Genomic DNA, 17,280 nt, shown 5'->3' with positions numbered 1-17,280 from the left:
ACCCCGGCCGGAAACGGTCAGTGCGGTGCCAGGCTGGAGCGCCGCACGACCAGTTCCGGCTGGAGAACCTCACGCCGGTGCGCGTGGCCGCCCTCGTCCGCCGTCTCGATCTCCTCCAGGAGGAGTTCGGCCGCCATGGCACCCATGGTGACGGCGGGCTGTCGTACGGACGTGAGCGGGACGGCAGCCGCGGCCGCGAATTCGATGTCGTCGTAGCCGACGAGCGCGATGTCCTCGGGGACCCGGATGCCCGCCGCGTACATCTCCTGGAGGACGCCGAGCGCCAGCAGATCGTTGGCGCAGAAGACGGCGGTGGGCCGTTCCGTGAGGCCCAGGAGCCGGGCACCCGCGTCCCGCCCGGCGGCCACGTCGAGGCGTTTGCTGGGCAGCTCGCGCAGCGACTCGGCGGGGAGCCCGGCCTCGGCCAGGGCCTGGAGCGCGCCGGTGCGCCGGTCCTTGACCTGCTGCAGCGTGGACGGGCCGCTCACATAGGCGATGCTGCGGTGCCCCGCGGTGACGAGATGGCGTACGGCGAGGGCGCCGCCGGTGACATCGTCGACGGAGACGGAGCATTCGGAGGTGCCCTCGGCGACCCGGTCGAGCAGCACGAAGGGGATGTGGTGCCGGCGGAAGGCCGTGATGTTGCGGCCGGTCGCGTCGGCCGGGGTCAGGAGGACGCCGCGGACCCGCTGCTCGGCGAAGAGCGACAGGTACTCGGCCTCCTCGGTCGGGCTCTGGGCGCTGGTGCACACCATCACACCGAGCCCGGCCGCGCGCGCGGCCCGCTCCGCGCCGCGCGCGACATCGACGAAGAAGGGGTTGCCCATGTCCAGGACGAGCAGCCCCATGATGCGGCTGTGCCCCGCGCGCAGCTGCCGCGCGGACTCGCTGCGGACGTAGCCGAGGCGTTCGATGGCCGACAGGACCCGCTCCCGGGTGCCCGAGGCGACGGCCTCCGGGCGGTTGATGACATTCGAGACCGTGCCCACGGAAACCCCGGCGGCGCGGGCGACGTCCTTGATACCCACGGACGGTGCCATCGGGCGGAAACCTCCAGCGATGCGAGCGGCGTCGGGCTCACGGGCACTGGTCCCGCGGACCCTCGGAAGACCGGGCGGGTCACTCGCGTCCGTTGCGCCGTCCGTGCCCCTGCCCCGTCCCGGGTGAGTTTACGTGGACCGGGGGCCGGCGGGAGCGCCGCCGCCCGTCCACCGTCCCCGCAGGTGGGCGGCGCCCGCCCGGGCCGCGCTCAGGTGGGGCTGAGGGGATGGGTGGCCGTGGCGGAACGCGGCGGCCATGCCTGGGGGGCGAGGATGCCCAGGACGTACGCGCGGGCGACCAGGGCGGGCCGGGTCGCGGCGCCGAGGAGATCGCGCAGCCGTCGCAGGTGGTAGTCGACGGTCTGCCGGGAGAGCCGCAGCGAGGTGGCGATCTCCCCGTTGCTGCGCCCCACGGCGAGCAGGGACAGGATGCGGATCTGGCTTGCCGTGAGCGGCGGTTGGACGTCGTGCGCGAGCCCCTGGTGGGTGACGACCGCCCAGACGTGCGCCGCCCGGGTGGAGGTCCGGCCCACCGTCGTCAGATGCAGCCGGGCCCTGCGCTGCCGGCCGAGAGCGTCCAGGAACACCGCCGTGGTCTCGACCCTCCTGCTTCGGCGGGCTATCAGGTCGTTCCATCTGTGATGCAGCAGGTCGAGCTCCGGGGCCGGGGCCAGCAGGGTGTCGGCGCGGCGGCCGATGAGGTCCGAGAGCCTGGTCTGGAGCAGTTCCGCGGCCGCGGCGCTCGCCTGTCTGATCCGTCCGCCGGCCGAGATCAGGGCGCAGGGCAGCCCGCTGTGGTCGCGCAGCGCGTGCAGGCTCTCCTCGGCCTCGCGGCGCTGGCGCAGCGCGCGCGTGGAGTCGGTGATGTCCACATAGATGCCCGCCACGCAGGTCTGCGAGCCCTCCAGGACGGGGAAGCGGTGGCCCGCCGCGTGTCCGTCGGTGCCGTCGGAGCGGTGGTACGTCAGGGTGTGCCGCACCGGTCTGCCGTGGGCGAGGATCTCCCGGTCGAGCGCGAGGAACTGCGCGGCGTCGTCGGGGGTGTCGAGGTCCTGGAGGTGCTTGCCGATGATGTCCGGGGGAGTGGCGCCGTAGAGGTGGGCGTAGGCGTGGTTGGTCCACAGGTAGCGTCCGTTGCGGTCCCGTATGAAGGCCGCGGCGGGGGCCAGGTCGGCGAACGCGTCGTAGCGGCGCCCGGGGGCTGCCCCGGCGTCGACCTCCACCGCGAGCCCGCGCGTGCGGCCGCGGCCCGCGGTGCCGTCGAGGGGCCAGCTCACCTCGAAGACCCGGCCGTCGAACCGGGCGTGCCACTGCCGGGGACCGGCGGTGTTCGCCGCGAGATCGGGCCGCAGCGTGTCGAGGAACCGCTGTGCCGTCCGCGTGTCGCCGAAGGCGCCGCCGCCGCTGTCGATGACGTGCAGCTGCCCGTCGGTCTCCCACCAGGACACGGGGAGGTGTGTGAGCAGCGCTTTGAGACTGGTCTCGTCCACGACGACCTTTCCATCAAGTTTCAACCGGTTGGCGCGATGTGACACCGCGATGCGTATCCCGTCCGGTTCCCGCGCAAGCCCGGTTCTCGGCCGACCTGGGAGGTCTCCGGTGCCGGCGCCGTGCCGCCCCTCCCCGCCATACGTCATCACGGATCCTTCACACCTGCCCAACGGCACCCACAACTCTGGCACTTGCCTGACCTTCTGGCGCACGAAGCGGTTTCCCGGGCGCCTCGGGGCTGCTTCGCTTGAGGGGTGGCAGGCGCCCGTTGGAGGCGCCCCTCGCGCCACCTTGACGCGCCGTCCGCCGGTGACGCCGTCCACCTCTGACGCCCCACCCCTTTTTCCGTGAAGGAGATGCATTTCTGTGAGCAAGGTGCTGTACGTGCATGCCAAGGGCGGCCCGCCGCTCGGCCATGCCCTGTCACGGGTCGCCGCGAGGTCGGCAGTGCACCTGCTGGCACTCAGCGCACTTCCTCCCACCCTGGCCGCGACCGCGGAGCGCCGCTGCGCCTCGGTCCTGGCCCCCACCGCGCAGGAGCAGCACGACCTGGTGTCGCTGATCGTCGCCCGTGCCCAGGCGGTCGGCGCGGACGCGGTCGTCACCTTCTCCGAGTACGCGGTCGTGGCCGTCGCCGAGGCGTGCGAGAAGCTCGGCCTCGCCGGCGCGGGCTCCTCCTGCGTGCTCGCCCGCGACAAGCGGATGATGCGGCGCACCTGGCGGGAACAGGGCATATCCCAGCCCCGGTTCCGGCCGGTCGCCTGCGAACAGGACCTGCACGACGCGGCCTCCGCCCTCGACTTCCCCCTGCTGCTGAAGGCGGCCTGGAGCGCCGGATCCACCGCCCACCAGATCATCCGCTCCCCGCGGGAGGTGCGCGCGGCCTGGGAGCGCTCGCGTGCGGTGATGGCCGAATCCGCACAGCTGGGCTACGCCGAACTGCATGTGGCGGGCGCCGGCGCGGACTTCCTCGTCGAGGAGATCGTGACGGGCTCCGCCGAGGACTGGTTCGACGATCCCGGGTGGGGCGACTACGTGAGCGTCGAAGGCGTGGTCGTCGACGGCGAATTCCGGCCGGTGTGCCTCAGCGGACGCATGCCGACCGTCGCGCCCTTCACCGAACGCGCCGGCATCACCCCGGCCCTGCTCCCGCAGGAGGCCCAGGAACGGGTGGTGGCCCTCGCACGCGAGGCCGTGGACGCGCTGGACCTGGTGAACTGCGGTACGCACACCGAGATCAAGCTCGGCGCCGACGGCCGGATGTGGGTGATCGAGACGGCCGCCCGGTTCGGCGGCGCGATGACCATCCCGCAGATCGAGGAGGTCTTCGGCCTCGACCTCATCGGCATGCTCGTCGACCACCTGCTGGGGCGCCCGGTGCTCTGGCCGACGCGGGCCCGTACGCCGCAGGAGGCGCGGGGCGCGGCGGGTTCACTCGTGGTCCTGGCCGTCGACGGTGCCGGTGAGCCCTGGCCGGACCGGCGCGTCTGGGACTTCCCCGCGGTTGCCCGCGCCGTCCCCCTCGGCGACGGCAGCCGGCTGTCCGTGGTGGCCGAGAACTCCCTCCCCGACGGCGACACCGTCCCGGTCTACGACCCGGCCGCCGGCGCCAACACCATGGCGGCGCTCTGCCTGCTCTCCGCCGCCGACCCGCAGACCGTCCTCGCCGACTTCCGCACCCTGGTCGACGCCCTGCCGCACGTCCTCCCCGCCGCCGTCCCCGAGAAGGACCCGTCATGACCACCGACCTGCTCCCGCTCGGCGCGCCCTGCCCGCACACCGACCGCACCGTCGTCGGTGAGAACCTCTCGCTGCCGCTGTTCCGCACCCTCTCCGGAGTGCTGGCCGGCCACCCCTATCTGAAAGTCGTCGTCGACCGTGCCGAGAACACCTGGCACCTTCTCGACACCGCGGTCCACCCGTTCCACGTCAACTACGTCGCCACCCGGATCCTCGGCATGGAACTGTCGGCACTGGACGCGACGTTGGACGCCTTCAACGCCTCGGTGTACACCGATCCCGAGCGCCGCTTCCTCCTCGGCGTGCTCTCCCTGCACACCGACGAGGACTTCGACGGCCGCGAACGGCCCTTCCTCGTCCTGGAGACGACCGAGGCCGACACCATGCACGGCGCCCTGCTCGAAGACTTCTACACGTTCGTCCGCAGCCGGGTCGACGGCCGGCTGCCGCTGCTGCTGAAGCCCGCGAACCACGGTCAGGAACACGAACTGACCGCCATCAGCGAGGTCCGGGTGCCCCGGATCCTCAGCCACCAGCTCTTCGGCAACCGCACCCGCACTCCGCTCAACCCCGGCGACGCCACCGGCCGGCTGCGCTTCTTCGCGACCACCGAGGAGTACGAGGCGGCCGCCGCCGGCCTGGGCTGGTCGGACATCGTCGCCATGGCCTGCCTGCCCGACGACGTGCCGCGCGTCGCCGGATTCGTCAACACCGCGCCCATCACACCGCTCTCCCACACCAACGTCCTCGCCTCCGGCTGGGGCATACCCAACGCGATCGTCCGGGACCTGCCGCAGCTCGTAGCGAAGGACGACCTGAACGGCGCCTGGGTCCGCTACCGGGTGCGGGACGACGAGATCACGCTCGCGCCGCTGGCGAACGCCCCCGCCCTGCAGGCCCCGACGTGGCACCAGCAGCGGATCCGGATGGAACCGCCGCTGCTGGAGGACGTCCCCGCCCTGTCCCTGCACCGGCTGCGCCGCGCCGACCGGGACCGCTACGGGACCAAGGCGGCCAACCTCGGGGAGCTGCACCACGTCCTCGACAGCCGCAGCGCCGACCTCACCGCGTTCTACGGCCGGCCGCGGCCGCCCCGCACCGACCTGTACGGCCACCTCGCGGCCCGCCTCGGCACCACCGACGCCACCGCCGCCGAGCTGCAGCGGACGGCGGCCGCGTTCGCCGCCCGCACCGTCGCGGCCCCCGACGGAGTCGCCCTGCCGTTCGCGCTGCAACACCGCTTCCTCATCTCCTCGCCGGCCCTCCAACAGGGCATCGGCAAGCTCAAGATGGCGCTGGAACTCGACGCGGTGGACGCGCTCGACCCGCTCTGTCTGCACCTGCAGCACGTCGTCCGCAACACCCCGATGCCGGACGAGGTGACCCGGCAGATCACTCAGGCGTTTCCCGAGCCGCTCGCCGCGGGCAGCCGCCTGGTGGTGCGCTCCTCCTCCAACGCCGAGGACCTGCCCGGCTTCTCCGCGGCCGGCGTCTACGACTCGGTCACCACCGTCCGCGGCGCCGGCGAACTCCTGGACGCGGTACGCCAGGTATGGGCCTCCCTGCTGTCGCCGCGCAGCGTGCGCCTGCGCCACCAGGTCGGCATCTCGCTGGACGACACCTACATGGGAGTGATCATCCAGCAGTACGTCCCCGCGGACCTCGGAGGCGTGCTGGTGACCTGCAACCCGACCCGCCGCGAGGACTTCCGCAACGTCTACCTCAACTGCTCACCGGGCTCTCCCGAGACGGTCGTCGACGGGACGACGCTGCCGCAGCAGTACCTCTACAACACCGTGGAGGGCGGCGGCCGTACGGTGGCGCTCGGCTCGTCCGGCGCGGACCTGCCCGCCGTGACCCGCGGACGGCTCGCCGACCTGGCGCTCACCGGGCGGCTGCTGCAGTCCCACTTCAGCGCGGAGGACACCGAAAGCCCGCTCGACATCGAGTGGCTGATGACCGATCAGGGCGACTTCCGGCTGGTCCAGATCCGCCCCTACGCGCTGTGATCCGCCGGCTTCCAGGGACCCGGCGCACCACCCGCAAGGGCCCGACGGGCCCGCCCCCGACCCCCGTGGCGCGTCAGGTCATCCGGCTCAACAACGGCTTCCAACTGCTGTTCAATCTGCTGTGGTGGATGCCGGTGTTCTACGCCTACCAACGGCAGGCGGGACTCTCGGACGGGCAGATCTTCGGGATCCAGAGCATCTACTACATCGCGTTCTGCCTGTGCGAGATCCCGACCGGGATGGTGGCCGACCGCATCGGGGCCCGCAACTGCCTGCGGGCCGGGGCGGTGGTGATGACCGCGGCGAACCTCGTCCCGGTGCTCACCCCCTCGTACACGGGCTTCCTCGTGCACTTCCTGGCGATCGCCGCCGGCCGTTCCCTGACCTCCGGCGCCGCCAGCGCCTACCTGTACGACGCCCTGGCGGCGGAGGGTTGCGAGGAGCACTATCTGAAGGCCGAGGGCACCGCACGCGCCCTGGGGCTCGCCGCGAAGGTGATGTGCTGGCCCCTGGTCGGCCCGCTGATGGCCCTCGCCCACCCGGCGCCGTACGTGCTGAGCGCCGTGAGCGCGGCGGGCTCCCTGGCGTGCGCCGTCGCACTGCCGCGCCTCGCCCCCTCCCGCAGGGAGGCGGAGCCGGAAGCCCGCGCCCTCGGCCGTGAGGACAGACGCCGTTCCGGGCTCCTGCGCGACGCGGCCGTGGCACTGCGCTGGGTGCGGGCCACGCCCTGGCTCGCACTGCTCATGGTGCAGGGGGTGGCCGTGTTCACTCTCTCCCGCATCTGCCAGGTCAACCTCTTCCAGCCGATCCTGCTGGACCACGGCATCGGCGAGAGCGCGCACGGCGGGGTGTTGGCGGCGATGACCGTGGCGGAGGCCGTGGCCTCGGCCCGTCCGCAGTGGCTCGGCCGCAAGCTGACGCCGGCGACATGGGTGTCCCTGCTCAGCGTCGCGCTGGCGGGCACGCTGGCCGGCATCACCCTCGGCGGGCCATGGACCGTGGTAGCGCTGCTGTGTGTGTTCGCGGCGGTCACCGGCTTCGCCTATCCCGTCCAACGCAAGCTGGTCAACGACGCCATCCCGGCTCTCGCCCCGCGCGCCACCCTGCTCTCCGTCGAGAGCATCGTCGACCGAGGGGTGTGCGCGCTGGCGGCCGTGGCGGCCGGTGCCTACCTGTCCGCGGACCGGCTCGACGCGCTGCTGTGGCACAGCGCGATCGTGACCGCCGTGGTGATGGCCACCGTCCAGCTGGCCCTGCGCAGCAGGGAGAGGCGGCGGAAATCCGACGTGCCGGTCGGGGTGCGGAGCGAGCGGCACGGACGGACGCCGGTGAGTTGATCGGCAAAGCGGCTGTTTCTCATGGCTCCGCTCCCTATGACCCCATCGGTATGTTTCCGTGGCCGCCCTCGGAGAAAGTCGTCCGTGCCGGTCGGGGAAGGCGTGACGGAATGGCCACGGGCGGTGCGCATTCGACCGTCGCGTAAATGTGGTGAATGTGTGGACGTCGTGTGGCAGTGGATCGCACGCCCGTCCGCGGGGGCGCGCGGGTGGGTGGGGACGCCCGCCGCGCCGCCGCCGGCGGGGGTGACGATCGCCACGTCCGCGCCGGCCGATCCGCGGACCCCGGGCCGTCCCGCCCGTGACGGGCGCGATCCGGCGCGGACGACGAACACCCCAATCGCCTCGTTTCGGGTCGTCAAGGCACAAGTCGCTTTCGGATCGTTATTGCTTCGATTCTTGACTGCGGAGCGTGATTGACGTTCACTTCAGCCGTTCACGGGCCGGTCAGGGACGGCCCCTTTGGAGGTACCTGAAATGCATGCAATACTGCGCCGTGTCGCCATGGGTGCAATGGCACTTTCGCTCGTAGCGCCCCTTGCGGCCTGCGGAAATGACGATGACGGCGCAGCGGTGGATAACCGGTCCATTGGACTGCTTCTGCCGGAGAACAATGCATCGCGTTACGAGGAATTCGACCGCCGCATTATTTCCTCCCGGGTCGCCTCCCTGTGTCTCGAATGCGAATTGGATTACCGCAACGCCAAGTCGGATGTGGCCACGCAGAAAAAGCAGTTCGACGCCTTGGTGAACAAGGGCGTGCGGGTCATCATCCTCGATCCGGTGGACGCCGCCGCCAGCCGGAGCTGGGTGGACAAGGCCGCCAAGAAGGGCGTCAAGGTCGTCGCCTACGACCGGCTCGCCGAGGGCGACGTCGCGGCCTACGTGTCCTACGACAACGAGGAGATCGGCCGCCTCCAGGCCAAGGGCCTGACCTCTGTCCTGGGCTCCCGCGCGGCCACCTCCGACGTCGTCATGTTGAACGGCTCGCCGGGCGACCCGAACGCACCGTCCTTCAAGAAGGGCGCGCACGAGATCCTCGACCGCAAGGTCCGCAAGATCGTTTACGAGAAGGACATCCAGGGCTGGTCCGCGGCGGAGGCCAAGAAGAAGATGGCCGACGTCATCGACGACCTCGGGCCGGCCGGTTTCGACGCGGTCTACTCGGCCAACGACGGCATGGCGGGCGGCATTGCCGAAGCCCTGGAGTCGTCCGGCATCCAGAATGTGCCGCTCGGCGGCCAGGACGCCGAACTCCCCGCTCTGCGACGGCTGGTAAGCGGCAGTCAGACCTTCACCATCTACAAGGAGGTCAGGCCGGAGGCGCAAACCGCCGCGGAGATCGCCGTCCGCCTCCTCCAGGGGAAGAGCATCAAGTCCCTTACCCCGACGACTGCGGACAGCAAGAGCAAGTCGGGAATCCCCGCAAAGCTGTTCGAGGCGCAGATCGTGACCAGGAAGAATTTGGAGGACACGGTCGTGCGGGACGGCGTCGTGCGCACCGACTGGCTGTGCAAGGACCTCACCGCGGCCTGCAAGGCACTCGACCTGGAGTGACCGGTGCGGAGTGACCGGGGCCTCCCCGCACCGCGGGGAGAGCTGCCCGGCACCGTGTGCGGCCGCCCGCCCCTCCGGAAATTGCCTGCGTGCTTCCGACCGCGATGGCATAGCCTCCCCCTGCCCACCGCGGAGAGGACTGCCCACGCTGATGTCGCACCATGACCTCGTACTCCAGGAGTTCACCATCGCCGGGCCCGAGGCGGGCCCCTACGCGCTGACCGCAGGACCCGACGGCGCGCTGTGGTGCACGTTGGTGCACGGCGGAGGCATCGCCCGGGTCACGACGGACGGCGACGTCACCACATATGACCTGCCCTCGGCATCGAGCGGGCCGACGATGATCACCGCGGGGCCCGACGGCGCCCTGTGGTTCACCGAGTTCAAGGCGCACCGGATCGGCCGGATCACCACCGCCGGTGAGATCCGGTCGTTCCCGCTGCCCGGCACGGCGGCCGGGCCCTTGGGCATCGCCGCCGGCTCCGACGGCGCGCTGTGGTTCACCCAGTCCGCGACCGACCGGATCGGCCGGATCACCACCGAAGGGGAGGTCAGCGAGTATCCGCTGCCCTTCCGTGGCGGCTTCGCCTCGGTCATGGCGCCCGGGCCCGACGGGGCGCTCTGGTTCACCGTCAACCAGGCCGGCGGGCGCATCGGCCGGATCACCGTGGACGGGGACGTCACCCTCCACCCGCTGCCCACCCCGGAGGCCGGGCCGGTCGGCATCGCGCCCGGCCCGGACGGCGCGCTGTGGTGTGTGGAGATCGCCGCAGGCCGGATCGCGCGGATCGCCACCGACGGCACCGTCGAGGAGTTCCCGCTCCCGGAGGCGGATTCCCGTCCGCACGCCATCGTCGCAGGCCCGGACGGTGCCCTGTGGTTCACCGAGTGGGGTGCCGGACGCATCGGCCGGATCACCACCGACGGGCGGATCGACGGCTACGACCTGCCGGACCGCGCCTCGGAACCGCACGGCATCACCCTGGGCCCCGACGGCGCCCTGTGGGCCGCGCTGGAGACCGGATCGCTGGTCCGGATCGGCGTACCGGAGGACCGGGACGGCGCCTGACGGGACCTGACGGCCAATCACCGGGCCGTTTCCCCTCGGCGGTGTCCGGCCGCCTCCGGGGCCCGCCGACCCGGTCGACCGCTACCAGGTGTCGACGAACGGCCGGCGCTCGGCCGCCGCGGCGGGCACTGACGGATCGTGCCCGGCCAGCGCCGACACGACCCAACTCCGGGTCCCCGCAGGGTCGATGACCGCATCGATCTCCAGCGCGGCCGCGGCGTTCACCGCCTTGCCGTGTTCGTACAGCTCGGCCACCCGCGCCTCGAACTCCCGCCGCCGTTCCTCCGGATCCGCCACCGCCGCCAGTTCCTTGCGGTAGCCGAGCCGCACCGCTCCCTCCAGGCCCATGCCGCCCAGCTCGCCGCTCGGCCAGGCCGCGGTGGCCAGCGGCGCCCGGGTGGAGCCGCCCATCATCGCCATCGCGCCCAGCCCGTATGCCTTGCGCACGATCACCGACACCAGCGGCACGGACAGGTTCGCGCCGGTGACGAAGAGCCGGGAGAAGTGCCGTACGGTCGCGGTGCGTTCGGCGTCCGGGCCGACCATGAACCCCGGGGTGTCGCACAGGGACAGCACCGGCAGGCCGAACGCGTCGCACAGCTGCAGGAAGCGCGCCGCCTTGTCCGCGGCGTCCCGGTCGACGGCGCCGCCCAGGTGCTCCGGGTTGTTCGCGAGCAGACCCATCGGCCGGCCCTCGACGCGCACCAGCGCGGTGACCACCCCGGCCCCGAAGCCGGCCCGCAGCTCCAGCACCGAGCCGGTGTCCGCGAGTCCCTCGATCACCGTCCGCACCGGATACGCGCGCCGCCGGTTCTCCGGCACCGCATGGCGCAGCAGCCGCTGATCGGGCGCCTCCCAGGTCGCCCGTGGGCCCTGGAAGTACGAGAGATAGCGCCGGGCGACGCGCACCGCCGCCGCCTCGTCCGGCACCGCCACATCCACCACGCCGTTCGGCACCTGGACGGAGAGCGGCCCCACCTCCTCCGGGCGGTACGTGCCCAGCCCGCCGCCCTCGATCATGGCCGGGCCGCCCATGCCGATCGACGCCTCCGGAGTGGCGATCACCAGATCACAGCAGCCCAGCAGCGCCGCGTTGCCCGCGAAGCAGCGTCCGGAGGCGATGCCCACCAGTGGCACCAGCCCGCTCAGGCGGCCCATCTGACGGAACGTCATCACGTCCAGCCCCGCGACCGAAGCGGTATCGGTGTCGCCGGGCCTGCCCCCGCCGCCCTCGGCGAACAGCACGACGGGCAGCCGTCGTTGCTCCGCCACGGTCAGCATCCGGTCGGTCTTGCGGTGGTTCTGGTGCCCCTGGGTCCCGGCCAGCACCGTGTAGTCGTAGGACATGGCCACACAGGGCGCGCCGTTGACCGTCCCGGTGCCGGTGACCATGCCGTCGGCGGGAGTGGCGACGATCAGCTCCGCCAGCGGGCGTCGCCGCCGCTGGGCCGCCACCGCGAGTGCTCCGAACTCGGTGAAGCTCCCCGGATCGCACAGGTCGTCGATGTTCTCCCGGGCCGTACGGCGGCCCAGCGCGCGGCGCTTGGCGACGGCCTCGGGCCGCTGGGCGTCCAGCCCGATCGCCTGCCGCCGGAGCGCCTCGGCGAGGTCGGGGCGTATCGCGTCCGGGTCAGCCGGCTGCGCCGCCTGCTCCTCCCGCGCGCTCACGTCCGCCGGGGTCAGCGCCACCAGCGGCCGGCCCTCGTCCACGGTCTCGCCCACCGCCACGCCCACGGACAGCACCGTTCCGGCGGCGGGGGCACGCACCACGTGCTCCATCTTCATGGCCTCCAGGACGAGCAACTGCTGTCCGGCCCGTACGGTCCGGCCGGTGTCGACCTCGACGGCGACGACCGTGCCGCTCATCGGCGCGACCACCTCTCCGGCGTCGGCATCCGTCGGTGCTTCGCTCGCCAAGTCGTCCTCGGCCGCGGTGAGTTCGGTCCATCGCTCCTCGACCCAGGAGGTGCGGATTCCGCCCGCCGTGAACGCCGGATGGGCCAGTACCGCGCGCAGCAGCGGAATTCCCGTCCGCACCCCCTCGACCGCGAACTCGCCCAGTGCCCGGTGGGCCCGCGCGCAGGCCGCCGCGACGTCCGGACCCGGCGCCCGCGCCACGACCTTCGCGAGCAGCGGGTCGTAGCGCGCGCCGATCTCCAGGCCGGCGCCCGCCGCGGTGTCCACCCGGACCCCGGGGCCGGTGGGCACCTCGAAGCGGGTCAGGGTGCCGGTGGCCGGGCGCACTTCCCCGTCCGCGCCCGTCACCTCGGCGTTCACCCGTGCCTGCACCGCGAAGGTGCGCGGCCGGGGCGGCGGTTCGGCCAGCCCCAGCTCCGCCAGCGTCGCGCCTGCCGCCAGCCGCAGTTGGACATCGACCAGGTCCACGCCCGTCACCTCCTCCGTGACGGTGTGCTCGACCTGGAGGCGCGGGTTGGCCTCCATGAAGTGGAACTCCGGCCCGTCCACGAGGAATTCGAAGGTCACCAGGCCGGTGCAGTCCGCCTCGCGTGCCATCCGCAGCGCGCACTTCACCAGGTCCTCGCGCACGGTCTCCGGCAGGTCCGGCGCGGGAGCGATCTCGATGAGCTTCTGGTGGCGGCGCTGTGCGCTGCAGTCCCGCTCCCACAGGTGGGTCGCCGCGCCCGTCGCGTCCCCCGCTGTCTGCACCTCGATGTGCCGGGCTCCGCGCACCAGTTGCTCCACGTACAACTCACCCCGGCCGAAGCCCTGGAGCGCCTCCGACCTGCACCGTTCCCATGCCGCCTGCAGCTCGCCCGGATCGTGCACCGCTCGCATGCCGCGCCCGCCGCCCCCGCCGAGCGCCTTGACCATCACCGCCCCGCCCTCGTCGAGTCCGGCGAGGAAGTCCCGTGCCTGCGCCAGGGTCGTCGGGCCCTCCGTACCGGGCGCCACCGGGACTCCCAGCGATCGGGCGAGCGCGCGCGCCGCGACCTTGTCGCCGAACAGATCCAGCACCTCGGGGGAGGGGCCGACGAAGGTGAGGCCGGCCGCGGCACAGGCTCGCGCGAAGTCGGCGTCCTCGCTCAGGAATCCGTAACCGGGGTGCACGAAGCCGCAGTCGGCCTGCCGTGCCGCCGCGATGACGGCTCCGGCGTCGAGATAGGCCGCGGGGCCGGAGCCGGGCAGCGGGTACGCCGCGTCGGCGAGCCGGACGGCGGCCGTGTCCGCGTCGTCCTCGGCATGCACGGCGGCCGTCCGCCACCCGGCCCCGGCCGCGGCGCGCAGCACCCGTACGGCGATCTCCCCACGGTTGGCGACGAGTACGGCAGCTGGCCCCATGGACAACCTCCACGTTCCCGAACGGCCCGGGCAGGCCGAGAAGACGGCACGGTCATGCTCATTGACATTGGCGTCAACGTCAATAAGGTCGGGGCGTGGCACGCAGACAAGAGCCCTGGGCGACCCGCACCGCACGCGACCGCACCGAGACGGCGGTCCGCGGCCGGCTGCTGGACGCCGCGGAGACGGTCTTCGCGCGGCGCGGCCACGGCCCCGCCACCATCGCCGACATCGCCGCCGAGGCGGATCTGTCCCGGGCGAGCTTCTACGTCTACTTCGCGTCCAAGGAGGAGATCTTCCGCGTCCTCGCGGTGCGCGTACGGGACGCGTTCCTCGCCGCGCAGGACGTCCCCGGCACCGCCCCGGAGGACGTGCGCGCCGTCGCCGCGGCCTCCACCGCCGCCTTCATCGCCGCCTACGCCCGACACCTGCCCCTGCTACGGCTGTTGGAGCAGCAGGCCCAGGCGGACGCAGAGGTGCGCACGCTGTGGGAGGAGATCACCGAACGGCCCGTGCACCGCACCGCCCGCTACATCCGCCGGATGACCGCCGCCGGTGCACTCGCCCCGGTCGCCGCCCCGCTCGCGGTCGCCCGCGCGGTCGGCGGGATGAGCGTCCAGTTCGCCCGGCAGGTGGCCGCCGCTCCCGGCGAACTGGAGCCCGCCGTCCGCGATGTCACCGCCATGTATCTGCACCTGCTCGGAATCGACGCGATACCGAAGGAGTAGCCGTGAGCCGCCGCACCCGCATCGAGGAGCACCTGCACGATCTGCGCGCCCGCCAGGCCCGCGCCCGGGAGATCCGCCGACTGGACACCGTCCCCGGCCCGGCCGGCCCGGCGACCGTCCCCGGACTCGTCCACCACTGGGCGCGCACCGACCCCGGCCGCGCCGCCCTGGTCTTCGCCGGCGGCCCGTACGGCGAGGAGATCTACAGCTACGGAGCTCTCGACGACGCCGCGGACCGGCTGGCGGGCGCGCTCGACGCCCGCGGCGTCCGCCCGGGCGACCGCGTCGGCGTGCACCTCCCCAACTGCCCGCAGTTCCTGCTCGCGATGCTCGCCGTGCTCCGCCTCGGCGCCGTCCATGTGCCGGTCAACCCGATGTTCAAGACCGACGAACTGCGCCACGAACTGGCCGACTCCGGCGCCGTGCTGGTCATCACCGCAGCCGACCTCGCGCCCGCGCTCGACGACGCCCGCACCGGCACCGCCGTACGGGACGTCCTCGTCACCCACACCGACGACTGGCACTCCGCGCTCGCGCACGCCCCGCTCGGCCGCATCGCCGATGACCCGGACGCGCTCGCCGCCCTCAACTACACCGGCGGCACCACGGGCATGCCCAAGGGCTGCGAACACACCCAGCGCCACATGGTCTACACCGCGAACGCCATCGAGGCGGGCCGCGCACCCGACGAGCGCGTCCGGCCCCTGGTCTCGCTCTGCTTCCTGCCGGTCTTCTGGATAGCGGGGGAGAACCTCGGCATCCTCGCCCCGCTCGTCTCCGGCGGCACCGGTGTGCTGCTGCCCCGCTGGGACGCCGGCGTGGTCCTGGCGGCCGTCGAGCGGCACCGCGTCACCACCATGGCCGGCACCGTCGAGAACTACCTCGAACTCCTCGGCCACCCCGACCTGCCGCGCCGCGACCTGTCCACCCTTACCGCGCCGCTCACCGTCTCCTTCATCCGCAAGCTCACCCCGGAGATTCGCCGGCGCTGGCGCGCCGCGGCGGGCGGTGTGCTGCGCGAGGCGTCGTACGGCATGACCGAGACACACACCAGCGACACCCACACCCTCGGCTTCCAGGACGACGACCACGACCTGACCACCGCCCCGGTCTTCTGCGGTCTGCCGGTCCCGGGAACGGACATCCTCGTGGTGGACTTCGCGACCGGCGAACCGCTGCCGCTCGGCGAGCGCGGCGAGATCACCGTCCGGGGCCCGTCCGTCCTCACCCGCTACTGGTCCGCTCCCGACGCCACCGCCCGGGCGCTGCGCGACGGCTGGCTGCACACCGGTGACATCGGAAGCCTGGACGCGGACGGCGCGCTGCACTACCACGGCCGCGACAAGGACATGATCAAGGTCAGCGGGATGAGCGTGTTCCCCACCGAGGTCGAAACGCTCCTCGGCCGGCACCCCGAGGTGCGCGCGGCGGCCGTCGTCGCCGTCGAGGACGAACGACGCGGTCAGCGCCCGTACGCCTACGTGTGCACCGTCCCCGGCAGCCCGCTCACCGCCGACGCCCTGCGGGACTGGGCGAGCGGCACCATGGCGAGCTACAAACTGCCGCACGTCGAACTCGTCGACGCGCTGCCGACGACCGCCACCGGAAAGATCAGGAAGACCGAACTGGCCGCCCGAGCCAGTCGTACGCGGCCCGCGCCGTGAACTCGTCCTGGCCGCCCCGGAACAGCAGCCCGGCGCTCGCGAAGGCCGGGTCCTGCGCCGTCGCCGCCACATACGGGACCGCGATGCACCGCATCCCCGCCCGGTGCGCCGCCAGCGCACCGGGCGGTGCGTCCTCCAGCACCACGCAGTCCGCCGGTGCGACACCCATCCGGCGGGCGGCCTCCAGGAACACATCGGGCTCCGGCTTGCCGTGCGCGACCTCCTCGGCCGACACGAGCGTGGTCAGCAGCGCGTCGAGCCCGGTACCGGTGAGCACCGCCTCGATCGCGGCCCGGGACGACCCCGAGGCGACCGCCATCGGATGCCCCGCCGCGTGCAGCCGCTCCACGAGGGCCCGCATCTCCGGGAAGACCTCGGTGTGCGCCCGCGCCAGCTCCAGGTAGGCCCGGTTCTTGCCGGCGAGCAACTCGTCGAGCGGCGCATCGATGCCGAACTCCCGGGCGAGAACCTCCAGCGTCTCGCGGGTGCCGATACCGATGAAGCGGGTGTGCTGCTCCCAGCTGAAGTCGGCCACCCCGTACGCGGCCAGCAGCCGCCGGCCCGCCTCGTAGTAGTTCGGCTCGCTGTCCACCAGGGTGCCGTCGAGGTCGAAGATCACCGGTGTGGGCGGGGCGGGCGTGGCGGGTGCGACCGGGGAGGCGGGCGAAGTGCTCATGCCCTCCAGGATGCCAAGGGCCTGCTCACCGCTGTTGCGCGGTGCCGCCCACGTCCTCGACCAGCGGCAGCATCCGGTGCGGCACCCGCTCCCGCAGCGCCACCTCCGTGCGGGTGCGCACCACCCCCGGCAGGCTGATCAGCCGCTGGATCAGGTCCTCCAGATGTGCCGCGTCCCGCGCCACGACCCGGGCGAGCAGATCCCCGCCGCCGGTCGTCGAGAACGCCTCGATGATCTGCGGCACCTCCGCCAGCGCGTCGGCCATCTCCTCCAGATGGCCCTGCGTCACCTCGATGTGCACAAAGGCCAGTACGGGATGGCCGAGGGCGGCGGGCGACAGCCGGGGGCTGTAGGCAGTGATCACGCCGTCCCGCTCCAGCCGGTCCAGCCGTGCCTGGACGGTGCCCCGGGCGACGCCGAGGACGCGTGCGTACTCCCGCACGCTGGTGCGCGGCTGATCCAGCAGCAGCCGGAGAATCTTCGCGTCGAGGGCGTCCACGGCCATGGCCCGGCGGCCTCCTCACGGTCGGCAAATCCGCTGCTCACTGTACCAATGGCCCATCGTGCGGCAGCTCGGGTGAGCCACCGGTTCCGCCCGTCGCGCGGAGGCGACGCCCTCGATGCGAGCGTCGCGCCGATCGCCGGGGGAGCGGCGGTGGCGCGCTCGGG

General features: G+C 72.6%; 12 protein-coding genes. 7 read left to right on the top strand and 5 right to left on the bottom strand.

Features of this window, described 5'->3' with window-relative positions:
• Positions 1 to 17: 17 nt before the first annotated feature.
• Entirely contained in the window at positions 18 to 1,040 is a 1,023-nt protein-coding gene (locus tag QOM21_RS05440; RefSeq protein ID WP_407548587.1) for a LacI family DNA-binding transcriptional regulator, read from the bottom strand.
• 209 nt (positions 1,041 to 1,249) lie between these two features.
• The gene (locus tag QOM21_RS05435; protein WP_407548586.1) at positions 1,250 to 2,530 is read right to left on the bottom strand and encodes a PAS domain-containing protein; all 1,281 of its coding nucleotides are present in this window, start codon (positions 2,528 to 2,530) and stop codon (positions 1,250 to 1,252) included.
• A gap of 367 nt (positions 2,531 to 2,897) precedes the next feature.
• Between QOM21_RS05435 and QOM21_RS05430 the strand changes: the two genes are divergently transcribed.
• From QOM21_RS05430 to QOM21_RS05410, 5 genes are all read left to right on the top strand, one after another.
• Positions 2,898 to 4,271 (top strand): acetyl-CoA carboxylase biotin carboxylase subunit family protein, encoded by a 1,374-nt coding sequence (locus QOM21_RS05430; RefSeq protein WP_407548585.1) that lies wholly within the window; start codon positions 2,898 to 2,900, stop codon positions 4,269 to 4,271.
• Positions 4,268 to 6,280 (top strand): PEP/pyruvate-binding domain-containing protein, encoded by a 2,013-nt coding sequence (locus tag QOM21_RS05425; protein WP_407548584.1) that lies wholly within the window; start codon positions 4,268 to 4,270, stop codon positions 6,278 to 6,280. Before QOM21_RS05430 ends, QOM21_RS05425 begins: the two co-directional genes overlap by 4 nt.
• Positions 6,277 to 7,617: an MFS transporter gene (locus QOM21_RS05420; RefSeq protein WP_407548583.1), complete on the top strand. Its 1,341-nt coding sequence runs from the start codon at positions 6,277 to 6,279 to the stop codon at positions 7,615 to 7,617. Before QOM21_RS05425 ends, QOM21_RS05420 begins: the two co-directional genes overlap by 4 nt.
• 477 nt (positions 7,618 to 8,094) lie before the next feature.
• The gene (locus tag QOM21_RS05415) at positions 8,095 to 9,174 is read left to right on the top strand and encodes a sugar ABC transporter substrate-binding protein (RefSeq protein ID WP_407548582.1); all 1,080 of its coding nucleotides are present in this window, start codon (positions 8,095 to 8,097) and stop codon (positions 9,172 to 9,174) included.
• Between the two features lie 151 nt (positions 9,175 to 9,325).
• Positions 9,326 to 10,243, top strand: coding sequence for a virginiamycin B lyase (locus QOM21_RS05410; protein WP_407548581.1), 918 nt, complete (start codon positions 9,326 to 9,328; stop codon positions 10,241 to 10,243).
• Between the two features lie 81 nt (positions 10,244 to 10,324).
• On the opposite strand, the gene QOM21_RS05405 is transcribed toward QOM21_RS05410, so the two are convergent.
• On the bottom strand, positions 10,325 to 13,543 hold the full coding sequence (locus QOM21_RS05405; protein ID WP_407548580.1) for a carboxyl transferase domain-containing protein: 3,219 nt from the start codon (positions 13,541 to 13,543) through the stop codon (positions 10,325 to 10,327).
• A 95-nt stretch (positions 13,544 to 13,638) separates the two neighbouring features.
• Here QOM21_RS05405 and QOM21_RS05400 point away from each other — a divergent pair, with 95 nt between their 5' ends.
• Positions 13,639 to 14,271, top strand: a complete 633-nt coding sequence (locus tag QOM21_RS05400; protein ID WP_407548579.1) for a TetR/AcrR family transcriptional regulator — start codon at positions 13,639 to 13,641, stop codon at positions 14,269 to 14,271.
• A gap of 2 nt (positions 14,272 to 14,273) precedes the next feature.
• The gene (locus tag QOM21_RS05395; RefSeq protein WP_407548578.1) at positions 14,274 to 15,935 is read left to right on the top strand and encodes an AMP-binding protein; all 1,662 of its coding nucleotides are present in this window, start codon (positions 14,274 to 14,276) and stop codon (positions 15,933 to 15,935) included.
• Here QOM21_RS05395 and QOM21_RS05390 read toward each other — a convergent pair.
• Both QOM21_RS05390 and QOM21_RS05385 read right to left on the bottom strand, forming a co-directional pair.
• Complete coding sequence (locus QOM21_RS05390; protein ID WP_407548577.1) at positions 15,883 to 16,611, bottom strand: HAD family hydrolase; 729 nt, start codon at positions 16,609 to 16,611, stop codon at positions 15,883 to 15,885. The two genes, QOM21_RS05395 and QOM21_RS05390, sit on opposite strands and share 53 nt — an antisense overlap.
• A 25-nt stretch (positions 16,612 to 16,636) precedes the next feature.
• Positions 16,637 to 17,116: an Lrp/AsnC family transcriptional regulator gene (locus tag QOM21_RS05385; protein WP_407548576.1), complete on the bottom strand. Its 480-nt coding sequence runs from the start codon at positions 17,114 to 17,116 to the stop codon at positions 16,637 to 16,639.
• Positions 17,117 to 17,280: the final 164 nt, after the last annotated feature.

It is taken from the genome of Streptomyces sp. Pv4-95, assembly GCF_045782725.1.
Taxonomy (GTDB): domain Bacteria; phylum Actinomycetota; class Actinomycetes; order Streptomycetales; family Streptomycetaceae; genus Streptomyces.
This window is presented reverse-complemented; position numbering and strand designations above follow the sequence as displayed.

Excerpts from the sequence above, each read along its gene's own strand:
- QOM21_RS05385 (WP_407548576.1), bottom strand. The coding sequence starts at position 17,116 with ATGGCCGTGGACGCCCTCGACGCGAAGATTCTCCGGCTGCTGCTGGAT.
- QOM21_RS05425 (WP_407548584.1), top strand. The coding sequence starts at position 4,268 with ATGACCACCGACCTGCTCCCGCTCGGCGCGCCCTGCCCGCACACCGAC.
- QOM21_RS05405 (WP_407548580.1), bottom strand. The coding sequence starts at position 13,543 with ATGGGGCCAGCTGCCGTACTCGTCGCCAACCGTGGGGAGATCGCCGTA.
- QOM21_RS05410 (WP_407548581.1), top strand. The coding sequence starts at position 9,326 with ATGTCGCACCATGACCTCGTACTCCAGGAGTTCACCATCGCCGGGCCC.
- QOM21_RS05390 (WP_407548577.1), bottom strand. The coding sequence starts at position 16,611 with ATGAGCACTTCGCCCGCCTCCCCGGTCGCACCCGCCACGCCCGCCCCG.
- QOM21_RS05440 (WP_407548587.1), bottom strand. The coding sequence starts at position 1,040 with ATGGCACCGTCCGTGGGTATCAAGGACGTCGCCCGCGCCGCCGGGGTT.
- QOM21_RS05415 (WP_407548582.1), top strand. The coding sequence starts at position 8,095 with ATGCATGCAATACTGCGCCGTGTCGCCATGGGTGCAATGGCACTTTCG.